This window comes from Oceanobacillus picturae, assembly GCF_000612865.1.
Taxonomy (GTDB): Bacteria; Bacillota; Bacilli; order Bacillales; family Amphibacillaceae; genus Oceanobacillus_B; species Oceanobacillus_B jordanicus.
This window is the reverse complement of record NZ_CCAX010000001.1, coordinates 1,248,420-1,271,885: the sequence shown is the minus strand read 5'-3', so window position 1 is coordinate 1,271,885 and position 23,466 is coordinate 1,248,420. Positions and strand designations below refer to the sequence as shown.

At 38.9% G+C, this 23,466-nt stretch carries 23 protein-coding genes, 1 other RNA gene and 1 riboswitch; of the genes, 21 read left to right on the top strand and 3 right to left on the bottom strand.

The window, feature by feature from the left end:
* Positions 1-121: 121 nt before the first annotated feature.
* Positions 122-922 carry an HAD family hydrolase gene (locus tag BN988_RS06385; RefSeq protein ID WP_036574296.1) on the top strand — a complete coding sequence of 267 codons (801 nt, stop codon included), beginning with the start codon at positions 122-124 and terminating at the stop codon, positions 920-922.
* Between the two features lie 262 nt (positions 923-1,184).
* On the opposite strand, the gene serA is transcribed toward BN988_RS06385, so the two are convergent.
* Entirely contained in the window at positions 1,185-2,771 is a 1,587-nt protein-coding gene (gene serA / locus BN988_RS06380) for a phosphoglycerate dehydrogenase (RefSeq protein ID WP_036574294.1), read from the bottom strand.
* 20 nt (positions 2,772-2,791) lie between these two features.
* A complete protein-coding gene (locus tag BN988_RS06375) occupies positions 2,792-3,937 on the bottom strand; it encodes a pyridoxal-phosphate-dependent aminotransferase family protein (RefSeq protein ID WP_036574293.1) in 1,146 nt (381 codons plus the stop codon).
* Positions 3,938-4,239: 302 nt separating this feature from the next.
* Between BN988_RS06375 and BN988_RS06370 the strand changes: the two genes are divergently transcribed.
* The 18 genes from BN988_RS06370 (at position 4,240) to BN988_RS06290 (ending at position 19,611) form a co-directional block, all read left to right on the top strand.
* The gene (locus BN988_RS06370) at positions 4,240-5,679 is read left to right on the top strand and encodes a carbon starvation CstA family protein (protein ID WP_036574291.1); all 1,440 of its coding nucleotides are present in this window, start codon (positions 4,240-4,242) and stop codon (positions 5,677-5,679) included.
* Positions 5,680-5,930: 251 nt separating this feature from the next.
* A complete protein-coding gene (locus tag BN988_RS06365; protein ID WP_036573351.1) occupies positions 5,931-7,124 on the top strand; it encodes an ISL3 family transposase in 1,194 nt (397 codons plus the stop codon).
* Between the two features lie 122 nt (positions 7,125-7,246).
* Positions 7,247-8,314, top strand: coding sequence for a YkvI family membrane protein (locus BN988_RS06360; protein WP_036574289.1), 1,068 nt, complete (start codon positions 7,247-7,249; stop codon positions 8,312-8,314).
* Positions 8,315-8,447: 133 nt separating this feature from the next.
* A complete protein-coding gene (locus tag BN988_RS06355) occupies positions 8,448-9,365 on the top strand; it encodes an aldo/keto reductase (protein WP_036574288.1) in 918 nt (305 codons plus the stop codon).
* A gap of 493 nt (positions 9,366-9,858) precedes the next feature.
* Positions 9,859-10,371, top strand: a complete 513-nt coding sequence (locus tag BN988_RS18795) for a hypothetical protein (protein ID WP_051557713.1) — start codon at positions 9,859-9,861, stop codon at positions 10,369-10,371.
* A 60-nt stretch (positions 10,372-10,431) separates the two neighbouring features.
* Positions 10,432-11,154, top strand: a complete 723-nt coding sequence (locus BN988_RS06340; protein ID WP_036574287.1) for a Type 1 glutamine amidotransferase-like domain-containing protein — start codon at positions 10,432-10,434, stop codon at positions 11,152-11,154.
* Positions 11,155-11,248: 94 nt separating this feature from the next.
* Positions 11,249-11,908 (top strand): HAD family hydrolase, encoded by a 660-nt coding sequence (locus tag BN988_RS06335; protein ID WP_036574284.1) that lies wholly within the window; start codon positions 11,249-11,251, stop codon positions 11,906-11,908.
* 18 nt (positions 11,909-11,926) lie between these two features.
* A complete protein-coding gene (locus tag BN988_RS19410; RefSeq protein ID WP_081779370.1) occupies positions 11,927-12,235 on the top strand; it encodes a TIGR04104 family putative zinc finger protein in 309 nt (102 codons plus the stop codon).
* 223 nt (positions 12,236-12,458) lie between these two features.
* Positions 12,459-13,169, top strand: a complete 711-nt coding sequence (locus tag BN988_RS06325) for a CBS domain-containing protein (protein WP_036574279.1) — start codon at positions 12,459-12,461, stop codon at positions 13,167-13,169.
* 14 nt (positions 13,170-13,183) lie between these two features.
* On the top strand, positions 13,184-13,795 hold the full coding sequence (locus BN988_RS06320) for a 3'-5' exonuclease (protein WP_036574276.1): 612 nt from the start codon (positions 13,184-13,186) through the stop codon (positions 13,793-13,795).
* A gap of 28 nt (positions 13,796-13,823) precedes the next feature.
* Complete coding sequence (locus tag BN988_RS06315) at positions 13,824-14,183, top strand: hypothetical protein (protein ID WP_036574273.1); 360 nt, start codon at positions 13,824-13,826, stop codon at positions 14,181-14,183.
* Between the two features lie 199 nt (positions 14,184-14,382).
* Positions 14,383-15,975, top strand: coding sequence for a fatty acyl-CoA synthetase (locus tag BN988_RS06310; RefSeq protein WP_390620560.1), 1,593 nt, complete (start codon positions 14,383-14,385; stop codon positions 15,973-15,975).
* 135 nt (positions 15,976-16,110) lie between these two features.
* Positions 16,111-16,251 carry a small, acid-soluble spore protein L gene (gene sspL / locus BN988_RS18605; RefSeq protein WP_081779369.1) on the top strand — a complete coding sequence of 47 codons (141 nt, stop codon included), beginning with the start codon at positions 16,111-16,113 and terminating at the stop codon, positions 16,249-16,251.
* 3 nt (positions 16,252-16,254) lie between these two features.
* The gene (locus BN988_RS06305; RefSeq protein WP_390620559.1) at positions 16,255-16,512 is read left to right on the top strand and encodes a sporulation protein; all 258 of its coding nucleotides are present in this window, start codon (positions 16,255-16,257) and stop codon (positions 16,510-16,512) included.
* Positions 16,513-16,612: 100 nt separating this feature from the next.
* Positions 16,613-16,799: non-coding RNA, 6S RNA (gene ssrS, locus BN988_RS18600), on the top strand.
* Between the two features lie 240 nt (positions 16,800-17,039).
* Positions 17,040-17,411, top strand: coding sequence for a VOC family protein (locus tag BN988_RS06300; protein WP_036574270.1), 372 nt, complete (start codon positions 17,040-17,042; stop codon positions 17,409-17,411).
* 82 nt (positions 17,412-17,493) lie between these two features.
* A riboswitch (purine riboswitch) is annotated at positions 17,494-17,595 on the top strand.
* Between the two features lie 136 nt (positions 17,596-17,731).
* Entirely contained in the window at positions 17,732-18,319 is a 588-nt protein-coding gene (locus BN988_RS06295; protein WP_036574268.1) for a xanthine phosphoribosyltransferase, read from the top strand.
* Positions 18,316-19,611 (top strand): nucleobase:cation symporter-2 family protein, encoded by a 1,296-nt coding sequence (locus BN988_RS06290; RefSeq protein ID WP_036574265.1) that lies wholly within the window; start codon positions 18,316-18,318, stop codon positions 19,609-19,611. Before BN988_RS06295 ends, BN988_RS06290 begins: the two co-directional genes overlap by 4 nt.
* Positions 19,612-19,792: 181 nt before the next feature.
* Here the strand turns inward: BN988_RS06290 and BN988_RS06285 are convergent, their stop codons facing one another.
* Positions 19,793-21,562, bottom strand: coding sequence for an ABC transporter substrate-binding protein (locus tag BN988_RS06285; RefSeq protein WP_036574262.1), 1,770 nt, complete (start codon positions 21,560-21,562; stop codon positions 19,793-19,795).
* Positions 21,563-21,661: 99 nt separating this feature from the next.
* Here BN988_RS06285 and BN988_RS06280 point away from each other — a divergent pair, with 99 nt between their 5' ends.
* Both BN988_RS06280 and BN988_RS06275 read left to right on the top strand, forming a co-directional pair.
* Positions 21,662-22,252 carry a non-canonical purine NTP pyrophosphatase gene (locus BN988_RS06280; protein ID WP_036574259.1) on the top strand — a complete coding sequence of 197 codons (591 nt, stop codon included), beginning with the start codon at positions 21,662-21,664 and terminating at the stop codon, positions 22,250-22,252.
* Complete coding sequence (locus BN988_RS06275; protein WP_036574256.1) at positions 22,249-23,457, top strand: MFS transporter; 1,209 nt, start codon at positions 22,249-22,251, stop codon at positions 23,455-23,457. The genes BN988_RS06280 and BN988_RS06275 overlap by 4 nt, the downstream gene beginning before the upstream one ends.
* Positions 23,458-23,466 lie beyond the last annotated feature (9 nt).

Here is a 23,466-nt window from a genome sequence, read left to right as displayed (position 1 = left end):
TTTTAATTTCAATAATAAGCCATATTCAGGATAAACGCAACCCTAAATTGTCAGTTTTTTCTGGCTTATGTTTTTGTTGTATAATTTAAGTAGTCTATGTAGAGAGAAAAGGAGTGATTGGGTGTTAAAAGCGATACTGTTTGATTTGGATGATACATTGCTTTGGGATGAAAAAAGTGTCAAGGTGGCTTTTGAGACAACCTGCCAGCTGGCTGAAGAGCAGTATGGCATCCAGGCAGACGATTTTGAGGAAAAAGTCCGAGAGATTGCAAAAAGGCAATACGCAACCTATGATACATATTCCTTCACTCAAATGATTGGTATTAATCCATTTGAAGGGTTATGGGCCCAATTTCAAGATGAAGGGGAAGAGTTTGCCAAATTAAGAGAGTTGGCACCAGGTTATCAGCAGAAGGTTTGGACAAAAGCGTTGGAAGCGTTTGGGGTGAAAGATACTGCGTTTGGCTCAAAGCTTGCAGAGGCTTTCCCTGAGGCGCGTATAGCGAATGCTTTTGTGTTTGAGCAAACCTTTGAAGTTCTAGACAAGCTTAATCCTCATTATTCCTTGTTGTTATTGACGAATGGTTCTCCTGACCTTCAACATAAAAAGCTATCCCTTACACCAGAGCTAAAACGGTATTTTGACCATATTGTCGTTTCGGGTGCTTTTGGAAAGGGGAAACCAGATCAAGCTATTTTTGAACATGCATTGGATTTATTGTCAGTGGTTCGAGAAGAAGTAGTAATGGTAGGAGATAATTTAAAAACAGATATTCTAGGTGCATCTAGAGCGGGCATTCAATCTATTTGGATTAACCATCATGGCAAGAAGCCAACAAACGTACAACCCTCATTCGAAATCACGGATTTAGGGGAACTAGCCCCATTAATTAAACAACTTGAAGGAAAAAAAGAGGCTTAGTAAAAAATAAGGAAGAATATGGGACAAAAGTATCTGAAGAGGCCTGAACATAAAAAAAGGTTTATTCAAAAGACGGATGATAGCTAGAATAAGCGTAAGAAATATACGGAGACTCCTATGGGAGGAAGGCCTAGGCGAGACCCCGGAATGCGGAGCATCCGGAGGCTCACCAGCCACCCATGGAAAGCGGAGTATATTTCTGAAGCGGTTTTTCAAAGGCCAATCTTTCGGATTTATCTTTTGCGTCTGTTTTAGTGTCTATTTAAAGGTCAATAGCTGTCGCTTGGTAAATTTCATCTAATTGTTTTAAGGCTTCCAACTCTTTCGTTTCAAGATGCTTGTCGACTGTTAGCATCATGACTGCATCTCCACCAACATCAGCACGGTCAACCTGCATTGTAGCGATATTAATATTATATTGGGCAAGCAAGGAGCCCATCTTCCCGATTACACCAGGAATGTCACGATGATGGATAATCAGGATGTGGCCTTTTGGTGTAACATCTACACTATAGTCATCTACCATCACAATGCGGGGGCCAAGCCCATTTAAAAGCGTACCGGCAACCCGACGCTTTTCAGATTTTGTAACGATCTCTACGGTGAGCAAATTTGTAAACCCTTTTGTTGTCGATGTTTTATTTTCATGTATCCGAATCCCGCGTTTTTCTGCTAAATATAAAGCGTTAACGTCATTAACATGTTCTCCAAGATGTCTTGTCAGAAGTCCTTTTATGGTATTCCGGGTAATAGGAGCCGTCTCAACACCAGCCAATTCACCAGAATAATAGATATTTACTTCTTCGATAACTTCGCGTGCTAGATGTATGAGAAAGGTACCTAGATTTTCTGCTAGGTTGAAATATGGTTCTATTTGATTTAGCACTTCTTTTGGGACAGATGGCAGGTTAACCGGATTTTGCACAATACCCCCTGTTAGAAAGCGAATGACATCCTGGCAAACATCCACGGCAACATTCTCTTGTGCTTCTACAGTACTTGCACCAAGATGTGGGGTAGCAAAAACTTCTGAGAGTTCCAATAGTTTATTGTCATGAAAAGGCTCTTCTTCAAATACATCAAGTGCAGCACCGGCTACTTTTCCACTTACGATAGCTTCATAAAGTGCAGCTTCATCAATAATTCCACCTCGTGCACAATTGATGATTTGAACCCCTGGTTTCATTTGTTCAAATGCCTCCTCGTTTAATAAGTGCTTTGTTTCTTTTAGGAGGGGGGTATGCAAGGTAATAAAGTCAGCTTCTTTTAATACATCCTGTACGGTTCCGTACCCTATTCCGAGGTGATCTGCTTTTTCTTTTGTTAGAAAAGGATCATAAGCCATTATATTCATACGCTGGCCCTTTGCCCGATAGGCTACCTCCGCACCAATTCTACCTAAGCCAATAATCCCTAGAGTTTTGTTTTTTAATTCAACCCCAACATATTTTTTTCGGTCCCATTGCTGGTGTTTAAGCGAGTAGTATGCTTGTGGGATTTTTCGCGAAAGAGCCATCAGCATTGCCATCGTGTGCTCTGCTGCTGAATTTGTGTTGCCATTCGGTGCGTTGACAACAATGATTCCTCGTTCTGTTGCTGCATTTAAATCAATGTTATCCACACCAACTCCTGCACGGCCAATAATCTTAAGGTTTTCTGCTGCTTCTATCAGCTTGCGGGTCACTTGTGTTTGACTCCTTACCAATAATGCATCTACCTTGCTGATTTTCTTCAATAGTGCTTCTGGTGTCAGGTCTGTTGCTAGCTCATAGTGGATACCATCCTGCTGGTTAAGCACTTGTATCCCTTCTTCACTGAGGGGGTCTGAGATTAATACATTAAACGCCATGTTAGCACCTCCAGGTTTCTTTAGGCTAAATATGTTTTCTGAGCAGCTTCTATCCCCTTACCAAGCTCAACTGTTTTCCCAATTCGAATAAGTGCTATCTCGATTAGACTAATTGTTTGCAGGACATCTGCAGGGGAACAATAGCCCATATGGCCGATGCGGAATATTTCCCCTTTGAGTTGATGCTGTCCACCTGCAATGCTTACCTTAAATTCTTCGTTTAATATCTTTCTAAATGCTTCTGCTTTAAAATCAGTCGGCTTCACTGCTGTTACGGTTGGGGATGCTGCCTCATCAGGGGTGAGCAACTCAATATGATGGGCCTTAAATGCCGAACGAGTCATTTGCATCATTAGCCTATGTCTTGCAAAAACATTTTCTAATCCCTCCGTTTCTAATAGCCGCAAAACTTGCTCGAGGCCAAATAAAAGGGACAGTGCTGGTGTAAAGGGAGTCGTGTCGTTTTTTATATTGTCACGGTATCGCTTGAGATCAAGGTAAAAGCGAGGTGTATTATTTTCTTCTATGCGATTCCATGCACGTTCACTTGCCGCTATAAAGGCTAATCCGGCTGGAAGCATAAAAGCTTTTTGGGACCCTGTAACTAAAATGTCGATTCCCCAATTATCCATCTCCACGGGTACAGCACCAACGCAGGATACACCATCTACAATTATTAGCGCATCTGAATGATTTCGTACGACTGCAGCAAGCTCCTTAACCGGATTGAGAACACCTGTAGAAGTCTCACAATAGGTAGCAAATACTCCTTTCAAATTAGGATGTGCCTGTATGTATGTCTTAACATCCTTAGGGTTAATTGCTTCTCCCCATTTTGTATCAAGGCGGTGTACATGTATGCCATATGCCTGACAAATCTTAGTGAAGCGATCACCAAACGATCCAGAAACGAGAACTAACACTTCATCACCGGGTTCTACGGAATTGACTACAGCCATTTCAAGTGCTGCAGTACCACTTCCAGTAAGGATGAGTACATCTTCTTTTGTACCAAAGATGGGGTTAAGACGGGGTTTCAGCTGTTTGATTAGCGATTTTGCCTCTTGGTCACGGTGACCGATCATTGGTTTCCCCATTGCAAGCTGTACACTTGGTGGAATGGGACTCGGCCCAGGTATCCTTAAAAATTGCTGGTCTGCTAGCATTTCCTATCTCTCCCTTGCAATCCTGAAATCCGAACAATAGGTTGGTTTTCTTATTATATCTTTCGTAAATATTTTTCAGCATAGCAGAATTGTGATGATTGTCAATAAATTTAAGCAATTTAAAAAATAATTTACTTTATTTTTTTAGTGATGGATGTGATAAGAAAAAAAGTAAGTTCATGAATTGAGGTCCTTTCACGTTAATAATTGAAATAATGAAGTAATTTTCTAAAAACACCTTGCATTTTAAAAGATTTGGATATAGAATAATTTTTAAAATTCTTTTTGAAGGAGGTTCAGTGATGGTCACATTTGTAGCATCAATCTTGTTACTACTAGTAGGTTATTTCATATACGGGAAGGTGGTAGAACGAATTTTTGGCATCAACGATAGACAACGTACACCTGCCTACTCCAAACAGGACGGCTTGGATTATATGCCAATGAGCTGGTGGAAGGCAATCCTTATTCAACTTCTGAACATCGCTGGAACCGGTCCTATTTTCGGTGCAATTCTTGGAGCGCTTTATGGTCCTGTTGCTTTTATCTGGATTGTAGTCGGATCTATTTTTGCAGGAGCAGTTCATGATTACTTTTCAGGTATGCTGTCACTTCGTCATGGAGGTGCACAGTTTCCAAATATAGTTGGGAAATACTTAGGAAAATATGCGAAATCATTTATAACGGTCTTATCTATTTTATTAATGATTTTGGTTGCAGCTGCCTTTACAGCAGCGCCAGCTCAGCTGATTTCACAGCTGACACCACTTAGTTTTATGGCATGTCTCATCATTGTATTTGCTTATTTCTTATTAGCAACGGTGCTGCCGGTAAATAAGATAATTGGTAAGATTTATCCTATTTTTGGTGGGATATTAATCTTTATGGCGGTCTCGATTGGGATTGGTATCTTCTTTTTTGATAACCCAGTTCCAAATCTAACCTTGCAAAATATGCATCCTGGTGAGTTGCCAATCTGGCCTCTGTTAATGGTAACAATATCATGTGGAGCGATTTCTGGGTTTCATAGTACCCAAAGTCCAATTCTCGCCAGGACGCTCAAGAAAGAGAGTGAAGGAAGAAAAGTTTTCTATGGTGCCATGATTAGTGAAGGTATCATTGCACTTGTGTGGGCTGCAGCAGGAATGGCCTTTTTCAATGGAACAACAGGTTTACAGGAAGCATTGAATGCAGGTGGCCCATCAGCAGTCGTAAATGAAATTAGCATCTCTACACTTGGAGCATTTGGCGGGATTCTGGCTGTGCTTGGGGTAATTATTTTACCTATTACAACTGGAGATACAGCACTTCGCTCTTCCAGAATGATGCTGGGCGAATTAATAAATCAAATTACTAAGAAAGAAATGACAGGAAAGAAAACGGTGGCCTTACTTGTTATTCCTGTCGCTATTCCAGCATTTTTACTATCAACAATTGATTACAGCTTTTTATGGCGCTATGTTGGCTGGTCAAATCAGGTCGTGGCCACATTTATGCTTTGGACTGGAGCTATGTACTTGCTGAAAAATCATAAATTCCATTGGATTTGTAGTGTGCCTGCACTATTTATGACAGGGGTTGTCAGCACATATATTTTCTATGCCCCGGAAGGATTTCAAATGGATTACGTTGTTTCTATGATTATTGGGGGAGTTATATGGACAGTTGTCCTCGTCTGGTTTATTAGGAAACTTATGAAACAAAAGACAAGGAAAGACATGCGCACAGCTTATGCTAGTTAAGATTATGAGGAAAAAACCTAAACAGAATTGTTTGTTGATATCGTAAAAAAAGCCGTGGATCTTATTAGGTCCATGGTTTTTGTTACGTAAAGGAGGTTTTTTAACTTAATGTTTCGTAAAATTTTGGCTCTACAATGAATGTGGTGGTGCTTCTTGTCCTGCCAATGTTTTAAAGATGTAAAAAAAATGCACTGTTCTCTCTCTTTTGATACCCTAAAGTTGCGACACAAAAGGCAAAGGAGAGAGAACGAATGCAAAACCATTTTATCATAGAAATGTTAGGGATAAAAGATAATAATGTGAAGGTGTGGGATATATCTCAGGGTTCGGATGCCTTGATTGTTGAACTTTATACTGAAAAACGTCAGCAGAAATGTCCGTTCTGCCGATGTAAAACCAAACGGGTTCATAGTTATCGAATTCAACCGATTCAAGGTCCCGTATTACCTAACCAACAGGTAAAACTATTCCTTCGGAAACGCAGATATTTGTGCAAGGATTGTGGTAAGACCTTTTACGAACGACTTCAAATGGTAGATCGCTATCAACGTTGTACCACCTCTGTGCAAGCAGAAGCTTTGATGTATACATCTTCCAGCTCATTTAAAACAGCTGCGAGATGGACTGGCCTGACGGACACTCGCCTTTTGCGACTGTTTGATCGTCGAAACATAAAGACAAACCGAGTACTCCCGAGAGCGATAGCCATAGATGAATTTAAAGGTGACGCCGGAGGCGAACGGTTTCAAACGGTCATTGTCGATGTGGAAAATAAACATATTATTGATATTTTAGAAGATCGGAAAGTGGATACCATTAAAAAGTATCTGCGTTCCCGCGATACAGGTCAAGTGGAAATTGTCGTCATGGACATGTCGAAGTGGTTCAAGAAAGCTGTCTGTGATGTGCTTGATCATCCGCTTATTATCGCTGATCGTTTCCATTTCATGCGTCAAGTGTATTGGGCTTTGGATGAAGTGAGACGACAAGTGCAAGCAGATGTCGATAAACCCATCCGCCTCCAAATGAAGCGAGGTAAGAAGTTATTATGGAAGTCACATTTTAATCTGGACGAAGACCAAGAAGAAAAAGTTGAAAAGCTTCTAGAGATTGATACCCGTTTAAGAGAGGCCTACCAATTGAAGGTCATGATGGAGAAATGGTTTAAGGAAAGTGATCATCAAACGGCGAGTAAAAACCTAGATCATTGTTTAGCATCCATAAAGAGATCAAGGATTGAAGCCTTTCATCGTGTGAGAAAAACCTTTTTAAATTGGAGACAAGAGATTTTACAAGCCTTTGTATATCCTTATAACAATGGATACATCGAAGGTGTGAACAACACGATTAAAGTAATAAAACGCAATTCTTATGGAATCAAAGGCTTCGAGAGATTAAAGAAGAAAATTCTCTGGCAACAAGAAATGAAAAAGGTGATGGGTTGATTCAACCCACCACCACATTTGACATAGAACCAAAATTTTCTAAAACTTGGTTAGAGTGATAAAATTAGCTTGGTATTGGAAACATAAAAGGGTGGAACAGCTTAGAAAGGGAAGGGCAACATATGAAAAAAACCTTACAAATAGCTGGAGCTTATATCGGTGTCATTGTAGGTGCCGGATTTGCTTCAGGGCAAGAAGTATTACAGTTTTTCACTGCTTTCGGTTGGTATGGACTTGCAGGAACGGTTATTTCAACCATTCTATTTGCATTTTTGGGGATGCATGTACTCCAACTTGGACAGCACATGCAAACAACCTCCCATAAGGTTGTCATTTATAAAATATGCGGCAAATACATAGGTTTTTTTGTGGATATCATCTTAACCTTTTTCTTATTTGGCGTTGCGGTTATTATGATTGCAGGAAGTGGCTCGATCTTTGAACAGCAGTTCGGTATTTCTGCTATTTTGGGCAACTTTATACTAACATTACTAGTAATTGCCACATTATGCTTAAATGTTAAAAAGATTATTTCAGTCATTAGCTTAATAACACCTTATTTATTTTTATTGATGTTTGTAGTTGTTGGCTTTTCATTATTCAATAGTGACTTAAGCATACACCAAATGAGCGCCATTGCTGATTCACAAACAGCAGCTGCGTCTAACTGGTTTGTTAGTGCAGCATTATATGTTTCTTTTAATATCGTGCTGGCTTTTTCCATGCTTATTGTGATGGGTTCCTCCGAAAAGGAAATAGGGAGCATATCAAGAGGTGGACTTTTGGGCGGAGTAGGGCTTGGTATCTTACTATTCATCATTAATATTGGGTTGTTTTTCAACATAGATCGAGTATTAACAGTAGATATGCCAACACTTTTGCTTGCAACGGAAATCTCGCCAATTGTTGGCGTGTTGATGTCCATTGCATTACTAGGAATGATTTTTAATACGGCCGTCGGCATGTTGTATACCTTTACGACCAGGTTTGTTAAGCCGGACAAGCCATCTTTTAAAAAGATTGTCGTTATGATTAGTCTTCTTGCATTTGCCTCAAGCTTTGTCGGGTTTACTAAACTTGTAAATACGCTTTACCCTTTCACAGGCTATCTCGGATTCGCTCTCGTAATTGCGATTATCGTTTCTTGGATAGGCTGGAAGAGAAGAGGACTGTCTCGGTCAGAGAGTTAAAAAACACATAAGTAAAAAGATGAATCGTTAATCTAAGCGATTCATCTTTTTTTGTATAAAGAATTTTTAGTCAATTTTCTATTCATCGTTCGAGCAAGATGCTAGAATAGAACTAAGTTGAGGAGGGATTTAGTTGAAAAGAATGCAATTAGGAACAAGTGAGCTAGAGGTATCAAACATTTCGCTAGGATGTATGAGATTAAGTGGGCTTACGGATGATAAAGCAAAAAATGTTGTACATCATGCTATGGATCTGGGGATAAATTTCTATGACCATGCAGACATATACGGTGGGGGAGCCTCAGAAGAGATTTTTGCGAAGGCTGTTGACATGAATCCGTCAACTCGTGAAAAAATGATCTTGCAATCAAAATGCGGTATTAGAAATGGATTCTTTGATTTTTCAACATCCCATATTCTTTCTTCAGTAGATAGTATTTTACAGCGACTTCAGACAGACTATCTTGATGTATTGTTACTTCATCGTCCGGACGCATTAATGGAACCAGAAGAAGTTGCGGAGGCATTTTCATCACTGGAAAAAAGCGGGAAGGTACGGAATTTTGGTGTGAGTAATCACAATCCAATGCAAATTGAGCTCTTAAAAAAATATGTAGAGCAGGACTTAATCGTAAATCAATTACAGCTCAGCGTGATGCATACAGGCATGATTGATACTGGTTTACAGGTAAATACGAAGCATCCTAATGGTGTTGACCGGGATGGTAGTGTACTAGACTATAGCAGGTTAAACAATATGACGATTCAAGCATGGTCGCCATTTCAATATGGGTTCTTTGAAGGAGTATTTATCGATAATGATAAATTTCCAGAACTAAACAGCGTATTGGGGAACATTGCTGAAAAATACAATGTAACGAAAACGACGATCGCAGTTGCTTGGATCCTACGACATCCAGCAAAGATTCAAACAGTGGTTGGCACAATGAATACGGAGCGACTGTCTACTATAGCAGATGCATCTGAACTTGTTTTGAGTAGGGAAGAGTGGTATGAAATTTATCGTGCAGCTGGAAATGAACTGCCATAACAGTTTCTAATATAGTTTTTGCTCCCTAATTAAAAGAGGATAGGTTAGCTAATTTCCGGTTTGGAAATTAGCTATTCACTATTTGGAGAGAGTGTTGATGACGTATAGATCGTTATTTGGGTGTGATGGGCACTTTGCGAGTGTAGCTTCAACGTAGTGCCCGTGTCATAGGCGAGATGTTGGGCATTATTTTGATGAAGTTGCATGGTAGTATCGAGAATACTATATAAGCATGTTTCACTCCTGTTTATTTGAGGTGGTTACTCTGTTTGCGTACAAAAGACTCTTAGTCTAGATAGTGGGTTTAGTTAGGAGGTCATTATGAAAAGACTTGTGGTATTTATTGGTATCGTGCTATTTGTTTCGTTTAGTTATATGGCTCTTACTGATAAATTTCCGTCTGGCTATCATTCAGATAATCCTACTGCAAAAGAGATCTTAAAAAGTAACCCTGGAGCTGATATTCTTCGTTTAGACGGTCTAGTTTATTCTAATGCTTCAGATAGGGAATGGATTGACGTCAAGGAGTACACAAAAGGCGAAAAGATTGGGGAAGTCCAAAAAAGGACTACAAGTACTTGGTTGTACCAAAATTTTTACGCTTCCGTACTTCCTGTGGGAACTAACAGAGTACAGCCTAAAGACCGTTGAATTAACCGTAAAGGATCTCGGCTTTCCTAATGGTGCAACGATGCCACAGATCTTCAGACAAGCGAGCGAACTTGGTCTAAATTTGTGTCCACTTGAACTGGGGCCATATTTAAGGCTGACATACTTTGATCAGCCAGAAAGTGATAAAAAGAGAGATTCTCAACAAGGGGATGCGCCTTCTGGGTCTATTACAATAGATTCAGAAATAGTTAGTGCGGATGATGAATTTCCAAAAGGATTTTACCTAAGGAATGTTAAGGGAGAACTATGGTTGCGGGGATACATTGCGGATGATCTGCATGTTTGGAATTCTTATGATCGATTTATATTTGGTGAAACGAAACATCATGATTAACTTAAGTCTTATTGTAATCGTAGAGTTGAATTCGGAGAAAAACAGGTAGGAGGAAATTAGATGCGACAAATAATTGCTCTTGGAGGCGGAGGATTCTCTATGGAGCCAGACAATCCTCTGTTAGATTTATATATACTAAACCAATCGTCAAAAATAACCCCCAATATCTGTTTTTTACCGACCGCAAGTGGAGATTCAGATAACTACATATCGCGATTTTACGATTTCTTTGAACAGCAAAATTGTAAACCTTCACACCTCTCCTTATTTAAACCACATACTAGAGATTTTGAGAGCTTTCTTTTAGAACAGGACATTATTTACGTTGGAGGTGGCAACACCAAAAATTTACTAACTTTATGGAAAGAATGGGGAGTAGACACCATTTTAAAGAAAGCTTGGGAACAAGGGATTGTATTAGCAGGCATCAGTGCAGGTTCAATCTGTTGGTTTGAGGAAGGGATTACTGATTCATTTGGAGACAAACTTGAACCATTAAAATGTTTAGGCTTCCTACAAGGTAGTAATTGCCCCCATTATGATGGGGAATCTAATAGAAGGCCTTCTTATCAAGAACAAGTAGCTAAAGGTGAGATTAAGCCTGGGATTGCAACTGATGATGGTGTTACCCTTCACTACATTGACCATGCATTGAGTTCCGTTGTTAGTTCAAGGATTAACGCCAAGGCTTATAAAGTTTATTTCGATAAAACCTTAAATGAGATTGAATTAAAAACAAATTTTCTAGGTGCGAGTGAAAGTGGTGAATATAACAGAAATTAAGCAATACGCCGGGAGTGATTATTATACAGTGATCGTTCTTTAAGGATTAATAAATATGCAGAGATAGAAACTGAAAGGACAGGGAGAAAAATTAATGTCACAGTCACTAATTTTCGATATGGATGGAACGCTTTTTCAAACAGATAAAATTTTAGAGTTATCACTTGATGATACTTTTGCTTACTTAAGGTCAAAAAGTGAGTGGAATACTGATACTCCTATTGATAAGTATCGGGAAATAATGGGCGCACCCTTGCCGAAAGTGTGGGAAACCTTATTACCAGATCATTCCCGAAAGGTAAGAGAAGAAGTTGACTCTTATTTTTTAGAAAGATTAGTAGAAAACATAAGAAATGGTAATGGTTCACTATATCCTAATGTTAAAGAAATATTTCGTTATTTGAAAGAAAATAATTGTTCCATTTACATAGCAAGTAATGGTCTGGTTGAATATTTAAAAGCAATTGTGAAGTATTATAATTTAGACCATTGGGTTACGGAAACTTTCAGTATACAACAAATTGATTCGTTAAATAAATCGGATTTAGTGCAAAGTATTATTAAAAAATACGATATAACTAAAGGAGCAGTCATTGGAGACCGACTATCAGATATAAATGCTGCTAAAGACAATGGCTTAGTATCAATTGGATGTAATTTTGATTTTGCACAAGAAGCAGAGCTTTCACAAGCTAATTTCGTGATAGATGATTTAATTGAACTACAAACTCTATTACCTAATATAAGCGGGTAATAAAAATATGATAAGGAAATGATGAGGGGGGATTTTTGTATGCTGCAAAGGTGTGATAAATGCAATGCATCATTCAGTTGGAGTGAAATTTTGAAATCCCTATGGTGGAATTATAAACCTATTCATTGTAAAAAATGCGGTTCGATACATAGGATAAAAATTTCTGGTAGATTTACTTTTGTTCTATTAACTATCTTGCCAATGTTTTTTGTTGGTTACTTTCTTGCGCCTTTACATAATATTATGTTGACATTTGGAGGAGCATTTTTCGTTTTGTTAACTGGTTCTTTCATTGCTCCTTTTCTTGTTACTTATAGAGAGTACTAATAAATTGTACTAATAAATATATACATAGAAAAACTCGCATTCGCTCGCTTTTTATGGAATAGGTACGTTTTTCTAAAACTTGATACCTCAAAATTTCAACTGTGTCGACTATACTCTCTATTCGGCATTTTTACTTCTCCACGTGAAATAAAAGGCGTCTCCTTTTAACTTTAGCGATTTTCGTCTAAAATGGGTAGTATACGTTTTCCATAGGAGCGATGTTGTGTATAAGAATTCAGAGAAATTTTTGGCAACGTTTAATCGAGTAGAGAAAGAGATAAAAGCATTAATGGTTTATCGTAAGGATATGAGTTTTTCACGATCAGTGCGTATCCTTAGTAATTCAAATACTATCATTAGAAGATATAGCGAGGACTTACTGGAATATGCGGAACTGCGAAATGCTATTGTACATAACAAGGTCGATATGACCCATGCAATCGCTGAGCCACATGATTCCGTTGTTGAAAGAATAGAGTTAATAGAAAAAGAATTGTCAGAGCCTATAAAAGTAATGCCAGCATATTCACGCGCGGTGCATACATTTCAGGAGGATGACCCACTTGAAAAACTGCTGACTATCATTCGTGAGAAAGGGATATCGAAATTCCCCATTTACAACGAAAGGGTCTTTAAGGGGCTTCTCACTCAAAAAGGGATTACAAGATGGCTTGCAGAAAACCTTGAGATCAGTCATTCAACTATAAAAGAAACAAGACTTCGTGATGTGTTAACGTATCAAACGGTTGATAACTATCAGTTTATTAGCCAGGACACCACGCAAAATGATGCGTCGGAATATTTTAGAGGTACCATTGGGGAAGGAAGTCGATTGGAAGCATTACTCATTACAAAAAGTGGGGATTCAGAAGAAAAACTTCTTGGTATCATCACACCGTGGGATATCGTCCACTCACAGGAAGAGGAAAAGTAAGGAGGGGAAGCGAAATGAAATTCGTATCCATTGATTTTGAAACGGCTAATGAAAAGCGCCACAGCCCATGCGCAGTTGGGATTGTAGTAGCAAATGAAAAAGAAATCCTTGAAGAGTACTATAGCTTAATAAATCCAATTACTGCTTTTAGTCCATTCAATGTGCGAGTTCACGGTATTACCGATAGAGACGTAGAGGACGCACCGACCTTTCCGGAAATATGGCCTGTTCTAGATAAGTATTTATCGAACAATATCGTGCTGGCACACAATGCTAGTTTTGATATGAGTGTAATTAGACAGACGCTTGATTACTTTCAACTACCATATCCGGAAATGGACTACTTGTGTACAGCAAATATCTCCAGGAAGGTCTGGCCTGATCTAATGAATCATAAACTAAACACGGTTGCTGCTCATCATTCCATCACATTTGAGCATCACCATGGGTTAGAAGATGCACGAGTTGCAGCGAAGATATTCATGCAAGCATTAAGGGAATATGGAACAGATACTGTAGATTCGTTTTTGGAAAGCTGCCAAATGAGCAAAGGCAGAATTTATGAGCGTGGATATTATCCACCTAAAGCAAAACGCACCCAGCGTAGTAAACGCATTTATTTTTAGTGAAAAACTACAAAGGGGGGACCTAAGGATGAAGATTTCAGAGCTAATGAAAAAACTATTGCTTTTAGGCATCATTATTAGTCCAATCTCGATTCTAATTCATATTTTTATTTATCTAAACAACGATTATCCTCTCTTTTCACAGGGAAATGTAAGTATTTTAGCTTGGATTGTTATGATGCTGATATACCCCGGTGCAACCGTCCGTAATACTCCCACTTCAAAACATGAGGTGAAACCGTTAGTTTTTAGTGGGAGTAAACGGACGCTAACACCCCGATTCGTTCAACTAACAATCAGTGGGGGGAAGAAAGAAAAATCCCCACTGATTGAAGTTTCACTTTACATTGTGGCATATAATTTAGTTAGAAAATATGAGAAGCCGTAACATACTAATACAGATAAACGTAACATTAAATTGCAGATTTCACTCCCTCTACTCCCATTCAGCTAGAGGGAGTTTTTATTTGTCTAAATAAAACTCTCAACCCCCGTGAGAATATACCTAAGCTTGATTTCTGAATTAGTTTGAATTAAACTAATAGAAAGAATTTTCAGTATTAAATACAAGAGAGTGGGGGATGGGTTTGGAAACAAAGGGGCAAGAACAGGTAAACCTACTATTGAAAAGGGCTAGAAGAAATACGTTGGGAGATCTGTTGGAGAGAACAAAGGAACGCAATCCTGATAAAAATGCAATCGCTTACAAAGGAGAGTGGATTACGTATTCAGAGCTTGATAATATGGTAAATCAAACTGCTAATGCCTTTGTAAATGCAGGGATGAAAAAAGGCGACCATATTGTAATCATGTCAAAAAACAGTCAGGATTTTGTGACAGCTATGTTTGCGCTGGCGAGAATTGGCGCGGTTATGATTCCTGTTAATTACATGCTTTCACGGGACGATGTTTCCTATATTTTGCATCATGCGGAAGTGATGGGGCTAATTGCTTCAGAAGAGTATGCTGTATTACTTGATCAGGCAGCTCAAGAATTGACTATTCAGTTTCGGTATCTTATAGATGTACCTGCAAGTCAGGAAGGGCTCCAACCCGACTGGACAACTCTGTCTTCTGCGAGGAAGGACGAATTAACTGTCCCGGTTTTGGCCGATCTTGATGACGATGACCTTGCCCATGTCCTTTATACGAGTGGAACAGAATCCCGACCTAAAGGGGTTATGTTGACACATAAGAGCATTATCAGTGAATATGTCAGTAGTATTATTGATGGGAAAATGGAAGAAAAAGATATTGCGATTCACGCATTGCCACTTTATCACAGTGCCCAGCTGCATGTTTTTCTTGGACCGAGTATTTATATTGGATCAAGCGGAATCATTCTGAGCCAAGCTGATCCAGAAAGCCTTTTGCGTACCATCGAGGAAGAGGGAGCAACACAGTTGTTTTGTCCACCTACAGTATGGATTGCTTTACTAAGACATCCAGAATTTGATAACTATGATTTATCAACATTGGAAAAATGTTACTATGGTGCTGCTATTATGCCAAAAGAAATTTTAAAAGAGCTTGCGGAAAGGCTGCCTAATGCAAGGTTTTGGAACTTTTACGGGCAGACAGAGGTTGCACCTCTTGCAACCGCACTTCAACCAGAAGATCAGCTTCGAAAGCTTGGCTCAGCAGGGAAACCAACCTTAAATGTCCAGACAAAGATTGTGGGAGAGAACGGGGTGGAAGTAGCCAGAGGAGAGATCGGTGAAATTGTCCATCGCACCTCACATGCAATGAAGGGTTATTTACATGATCCGGAAAAAACAGCTGAAGCTTTTCAGGATGGATGGTTCCATAGCGGGGATCTAGGGACGATGGATGAAGAAGGATATATTACGATTATTGATCGTAAAAAGGATATGATTAATACAGGTGGAGTCAATGTCTCCAGTAGAGAAGTAGAGGAAAGCCTTTATCAAATGGAAGGTGTCTCAGAGGTTGCGGTAATCAGCATTCCTGATCCTTATTGGATAGAGGCTGTAACAGCGATTATTGTCCCCAAGAAAGGGGCTTCTCTATCAGAAGAGGAGGTTATGGCATTTTGCCGTGAACGTTTGTCTACTTTTAAAGTGCCAAAACAGGTGGAGTTTACAGATGTTCTACCGAAAAATCCGAGTGGTAAAGTATTGAAAAGGGCGTTAAGAGATCAATATGGAAACATAAACTAACTTGTTTAATAAAGGAGCATCGTTTAAGACGGATGCTCCTTTTAATGTGCAAAATGTTATCTGTATACGATGGATCAACTTTAAAAAGAATAGACAAGTGTGAAAATGAAAAAGCTAGTGATAGGAGGTGTTGGGATGAGTGAGAAAAAGGACAGCTGGAGCAAACGACGTGTAACCACAAGTGTTAATCCTCAAGGTCAGACAGAGGACACCGTAGACCATCAGCCAAAGTCTCAATTAGAACAACGTGCTAAAAAGAAAAATTCAAAGATATAAGAGGTGTGCATTATCGATCATACATTGGATTACCTCAGAGAATCACTAGCCAATTATCAAGAAAATGAGATGTGTCAGCAGATTATAAACAAGCTACAAGCAAAGACTTATGCAGGTGAAGGAGAGTTTGTTAAAGACCTTGAGGATGGAGAAATGACCTATCTGCATGATGTGTTAGAGAATGAACTCGATTATGCTAAAAATGTTCAATACGATCAGCGTGTCAAAGAATTGACTGAGGTCTTTGAACTGCTTTTTTAGTTGGGAAGGTCAAATTACTTGGTCGTATCCCCGTTAATGGCGAGGTAAATTAGTATAATTTTACCATTGATAAAACAACGTAAAAAGTATATTATATTAATACAAGCTGCAATGTACGTATTTAATTAAGTTTTAACCTCTAATGATATAATAGGGAGTTTTACATCGGAACAATAATGTCGTGCCGCCATAGCGTAGCGGAAGACAGGATGGTTTCTGCAAACACCCACTTGGTGAAGTGGTGGTTTAAAACTTTTTATAATCAATACGGCAATTGTGGCCTGTAACTAATACAATTAACCAGGATCAGTTCCTTTTGGGACTGATCCTTTTTTGTACGTTTGGATATAGCCGAGAAACACTTTTAAAGCTGAAATATAAGGAAAACGTACATATACAGAAGAGCGAAGGCGAGTTATTCTAACGTTTTCTAAGCATGATAAGCATAACTTTTCCGATCCGATTATAAATAAGTATTATCTTACCCATCATTACAAGCATTAAACTAGTGATAGGAGGGGATAACGATGTCGTATTATTTTAAAGAGATTGATCATGTTCAGTTAGCAGCGCCTGTTGGATCCGAACAGCAGGCAAAGGATTTTTACGGGAAGTTATTGGGCTTTGAAGAGGTGGAGAAACCGAAAGCATTAAAGCAAAATGGTGGAGTATGGTTTCAAGCTGGTAACGTACATATCCACATTGGAGCAGAGGATGACTTTTTACCGGCAAAAAAAGCACATCCAGCTATTCACGTTGGGAATTTGTCTGCATTAAAACAACATCTTGAAATGTATGGAATTAGCTATAAAGAGGATGATCGACTACCTGGTGCTGCGCGTTTTTATGTAGAAGATCCATACGGTAATCGAATCGAGTTTCTGGAATGGTTGGAATAGCAAAGTTTAAAAGCGAAATGTTTTGAATGTTTTTTTATTTCATGATAGGGTTGAAACTGAGCTTTCACATGCTATACTAGTACTATTCTAATTTAATAGTATTCATATAATAGTGGGGATATGGCCCACGAGTTTCTACCGGTTTACCGTAAATTAACCGACTATGAGTGTAATAAATGAAAGGATTATACCTTTAACCGGGTGTAGTTTTTTCGTTATCTTTCAAATGGCAAAAGCTTGAAGGGTGCGCAACTCATAGTCTGAGTGCGTCGCATCCTTCAAGCTTTTTTATTTATTTATTAGGGAAAGGAAGAGGCACCGTGAAGAGTCTAGAGAGCAAGATATTGAATGAAGGTAAGGTTTTATCAGAAACGGTTTTAAAAGTGGATTCCTTTCTAAATCATCAAATTGATCCAAAGTTAATGAGGCAAATTGGCGAGGAGTTTGCAGCGCGTTTTGCAGATGCTGGCGTCACAAAAATACTGACATTGGAATCGTCAGGAATTGCTCCTTCTGTTATGGCGGGTCTTACGATGAATGTTCCCGTTGTGTTTGCGAGAAAACGCAAGTCACTTACTTTAATAAATGATTTGTATTCAGCGGAGGTACATTCTTTTACTAAAAAAGAAACAAATGAGATTTCCATTTCCAGTGAATATATTAATCAAAATGATGTCGTTTTGGTAATTGATGACTTTTTGGCAAATGGACAGGCGGTTCTTGGTTTAATGGATATTCTTAATCAGGCAGGAGCATCACTTGCAGGTGTAGGGATTGTTATTGAAAAAGGATTTCAGGATGGCGGTAAAATGATCCGTGAAAAAGGCATCCAAGTCGAGTCATTAGCTATCATTGATTCCTTAGCAGAAGGAAACGTTACATTTCGTAAAGAGGGGGCATTAAAATGAAGACGGCAGCACTTGGAATCCAGCATGTCCTAGCAATGTATGCAGGAGCAATTTTAGTACCACTTATCGTTGGAGAATCACTAGGTTTAACCTCAGAGCAATTAACTTATCTAGTAGCAATTGATATTTTTATGTGTGGAGTAGCAACAATCCTGCAACTTCTTAACAATCGCTTTTTTGGGATCGGTCTGCCAGTGGTTCTCGGTTGTACATTTACAGCAGTCGGTCCAATGATTGCCATTGGAGGAGAATTTGGAATATCAGCTATTTACGGAGCAATCCTCGTTTCTGGACTTGTCGTTATTCTTATCAGTGGATTCTTTGGTAAATTAGTTCGTTTCTTCCCGCCAGTGGTAACAGGTTCTGTTGTAACCATTATTGGGGTAACACTTATTCCTGTAGCGATTAACAATATGGGTGGCGGAGAAGGAGCAAGTGACTTCGGTTCTCTTGCTAATATAGGATTGGCTTTTGGTACATTAACTTTTATCGTTTTGATGTATCGATTCTCTAGTGGCTTTCTACGCTCTATCTCTATTCTCGTTGGAATTGTAATTGGTACAGTGGTTGCATCATTTATGGGAAAAGTCAGCCTTGATGCTGTCACTGAGGCATCTTTCTTCCATATCGTTCAACCATTCTACTTTGGGACACCAACATTTGAATGGTCAGCTATATTGACAATGATACTTGTAGCGATCGTTTCATTAGTGGAGTCAACTGGTGTTTATTTTGCACTAGGCGATATTACAGAACGGAAATTAAAAGAAAAAGATTTAACGAAGGGGTATCGCGCGGAAGGTCTTGCCATAGTACTTGGAGGATTATTTAATGCATTCCCGTACACCGCCTTTTCACAAAACGTAGGTCTTATTCAGATGACCGGTGTTAAATCAATCAGAGTTATTATGACGGCTGGAATTATGTTAGTAGGACTAGGACTTGTTCCAAAGATTGCTGCCCTAACTACCATTATCCCAACTGCCGTATTAGGTGGGGCTATGATTGCAATGTTCGGTATGGTCATTGCACAAGGAATTAAAATGCTGGGTAGTGTTCTAACTAGTTCACCGGAAAATTCTATGATTATTGCGTGTTCAGTTGGAATGGGGCTTGGTGTTACAGTAGTTCCTGAATTATTTGCACAACTTCCAAACAGCCTACAAATCCTAACAAGTAATGGTATTGTTACTGGAAGTGTCACCGCTATCGTATTGAACATTATCTTTAACATGCTTCCTTCAAAAAAGACATCTGCAAACTCTGCACAACTAGTTGAAGAAAGTGCATAAAAAAGAGGGTAGGTAAGTACAGTTCACGTACTTCCTACCTTTTTTCTTCCAGAGTAACCATCCGTAAGTCTCCCACTTCAAAACATAAAGTTAAATGGAGATGTTTTAGTGGGAGTCAACGGATACTAACGCCCGATTCGTTCAACTAAGAATCAATGGGGGAAGAAAGAACCCCCACTGATTAACGTTTCACTTTATACCACAGTTTCGTAAAATCAATCCAGCCTAAAGCGTTAAAGTGAATACCTTTTACATAGCTCGGATAAAACGCGGATTGAATGATACGGTACAAGTGAATATGCCCATTATGGTGCAAGCTATTATCTTCCACTTTCCTACATAAAGAAAGGGTATCGAGCTCGTTTTCGCCTAACATTTCCAGTGTTTTTTTATCAGCCTCTGATAGATGGCGAGTTAAAAGATTATGATCCCCTTTGAATGCAGCCAAATAAGTGTATAAATCACTTTCATAGCTTAATTGTTCACCTAAGAGAAGGTCTGTTTCTTGCTCAAGGGGCAGGGAATGTAAGTGTTCATACGAATGAAATGTAAGAGATACATTTATCCCTTCTTTTAGCAATTCCTCTTTAATCCATTGCCCGTCAGCCTCGTTCCCCGCTCCAGTATAACTTGCTAAAACGAGCGGCTCTCCTTTGTAATCACTTTTAGCAAGTGCCTCCCTACCTCTTCTCTTTGATCGGGATAGGTCACCGTGTTCAAATTGTTCAAGTAGATGAGAAGCCTTTTTATGACGAGTACCACCTAATTCTCTAATCATCTTCTCAGGGGATAACAAATGGACGATCGCCTCTCTTAGTAATGGGTCGTTTGCAAGAATCCCATTTTTTCTATTAAAGGTAAGAAGTTTGCTTCCTCGATCTAATGCAGTGTATTTCTCGAGATCGTGCAGCTCACGTCCTTTATATGGATAATGGTAAAAGTTCATGTTGTAGCTATTTGGTACGCTATCAATAACAGTGGCATTATCATAAAGTTTTGGGAAGAAGTAGATCTTAATTTCTTCAAGGAAAGGTCGTCTTAAAAAATAGTCGTTAAAAACATGTAACGTCAATTTCTCGTCGGTATTTTCACTTATCTTATACGGCCCTGTACCAAGAGGGAATCTTTTTCTATTAGACCTATCGTTCGGCAGGATACTCCCGCCTAATGAGGCTACCATATGTAAAAAGAAAGGACATGGCTTCTTAAACTGAAATTCAACGATATATGGTTGGATGGCTGATACCTTATATAAGTCTTGCACCATCCAGCTGTATGCTGAGGTGGGTTGTTTGTGACGCCAAAAACTATAGCATACATCATCAGCAGTCATCTTCTTCCCATGATGAAAATGGACCCCTTTCTGCAGATAAAATATCCATTTCGTGTTGTCTTGATTATGCTCCCAAAAATGAGCCAGATGAGGAAGAAAATCACCCGTATCTTGGTTGAATTGAACAAGTTGGCTGAATACATGGCGCATAACATGGTTTTCAGAACGACGACATACAAATGCTGGATCCAAAATTGGTAGTGGCCGATAGGAAGGAAAGTGAAGCCTTGAGTGCATATTTGATGATTGGTCTTTGTATTCACTAAGGTAGGAATGGAAGATCCAATCAATAAACTCCCGTTGTAGTGAATCCTTCACCTGATATTTATTCAATAATGTAATGGCTTGGTCAATGGAATGAGGCGTGATGGTTACTTTTGCTAGTTCTACCACAAGTAACTCAAAATTTTTTAATAGTTTAAGAGTGGAATAATTCCCTCTACCTATTCCAGATTTCCACATAATCCATTTCTGCTCCTGTAAGTTCTGGATAATTATTTTGGCATTTCGATGTGAACAGGATAGTAAATTAGCTATTTCATTTACCGTTATAGAAACCTCTTCTTCTGTTTCATTTAAACTGCGGTTAATCACTTCATAATGCTCCAATAATTTCAACTAAGCCAACCTCCGATAAAAGGGGAAATTTAATCAGATCAAGTATACACTTTTTTTCCTCCTTTCTAAAGGTACAATAAATGCAGGAGGGTGATAAGCTTGAAAATCATTGTTGCGACATGGAATGATGTAAAACTGGAACAAATTCAAATGGCTTTAAAGGAAATCCCATTAGACATCGCTTCATTGCCAAAAGATATGGAGGATGTGAAGGAAACAGCAAATACATTTAAAGGAAATGCACAAATAAAAATAGAAACGGTAAAAAGATATTACCCAAACGACATTATAGTAGGAGAAGATTCTGGCCTATCGATTGATATTTTAGAAGGATTTCCTGGAGTGAAAACAGCACGTTTTTCTCCCGGAAGTGATGCGGATCGCGCTCAACTACTAATAGAGAAGCTAAAGGGGGTTCCATTAAGTAGGCGGGCTGCTCAATTTACCAGTGTGGTAGCTTTGGCATTCCCAGATGGGATAGTCTTGCACAGTAAAGGGACGATGAATGGTTGGATTGCAAAGGATATCCCAGATAGATTAAAAGGGTACGGTGATATTTTTTTATTAAGTAATGACAAGGTGTTAACAGAGCAATTGGAGCATACCATCTCACCTTATGACCATAGACAGATTGCTTTGTTCCAGGCAAAGCAGCTTATTATAGACTGGTTGGAAAGGAAGACAACATGAATGCAGATAAAAAGAAAGTAATTGCAATTGCTCTAATTACAGCTGTCGCCTTATTAGGAGATGCTATGCTGTTTATTGTTTTACCTGTTTATTGGCAAGATTTTGGGTTAACTTCAATCTGGCAAATTGGCCTTTTACTATCGATTAATAGGTTTATTCGATTGCCTGTCAATCCATTAGTTGGTATGTTCTATAAGCGATTCCAGCTTCGTACAGGTGTATGGATAGCATTAATCATTGCCATTATGACAACTGCTGGCTATGGGTTATTTAAAGAATTTTGGCTGCTCTTACTAATGCGTATCTTGTGGGGAGTTTCCTGGTCCTTGTTAAGGCTTGGTGGTTTCCTAACAGTCATTGAAGTAACGACGGATGAAAATAGGGGGAACTATGTAGGCTTATATAATGGGCTGTGGGGCATTGGTGGTTTAATTGGTATGCTTGCAGGTGGACTGTTAGTTGATCAGACATCTATTTTGTTTGTTACAAACTTATTTTCTATCACAGGATTACTAGCCCTGCCAGCGGTATTTTACTTTGTTCCTATTTCAAGAAAGGAGGAAAAAGATGCCGGAGACAGAAGCAAGGAAAGAAAAAAGTGGCTTAATTCTTATGTTGGTCTCATTCTTCTGACAGGAACGGGTATGGGCTTTATTGTCTTTGGCCTGTTTTCTTCTACATTAAGTACCTTAATTGAAGAAACGTATGACAACAATTGGGATATTGCAGAAATAACAATTGGTGCAGCGACTTTAGCCGGTATTATTCAAGCAATACGCTGGGGTTGGGATCCATTTTTGGCTCCAAAGATTGGAAAAATAATGGATAGTATAAAAACACCTCCTATGATTTTATTGGTTCCATTGTTTATGGGAGGCGTCATGTTTTATGTTTTCGTAAACGTACACGTAATGGCAGGACTAATAATTAGTCTATTATTTTTTCAATTTCTCTCCACTATTTTCGTTACCACAACGGATACTTTAGCAGCAAGTGCAGCTTCCCAGACGGATCAAGTTAAAGTGATGACTGCGCATACGATAGTTGTGGATGTTGGGGCAGCCATGGGGCCATTATTAGCATTTACGGTGATTGATCTATATGGTATTACACTTATTTATTATGTATCTGGCTTGTTACTTATAACGTTAGGTGTTACCTGGATGGTGTATATCAGAAGGTCCCAACGCGGAACTTTAGACTAGGATTAGGGA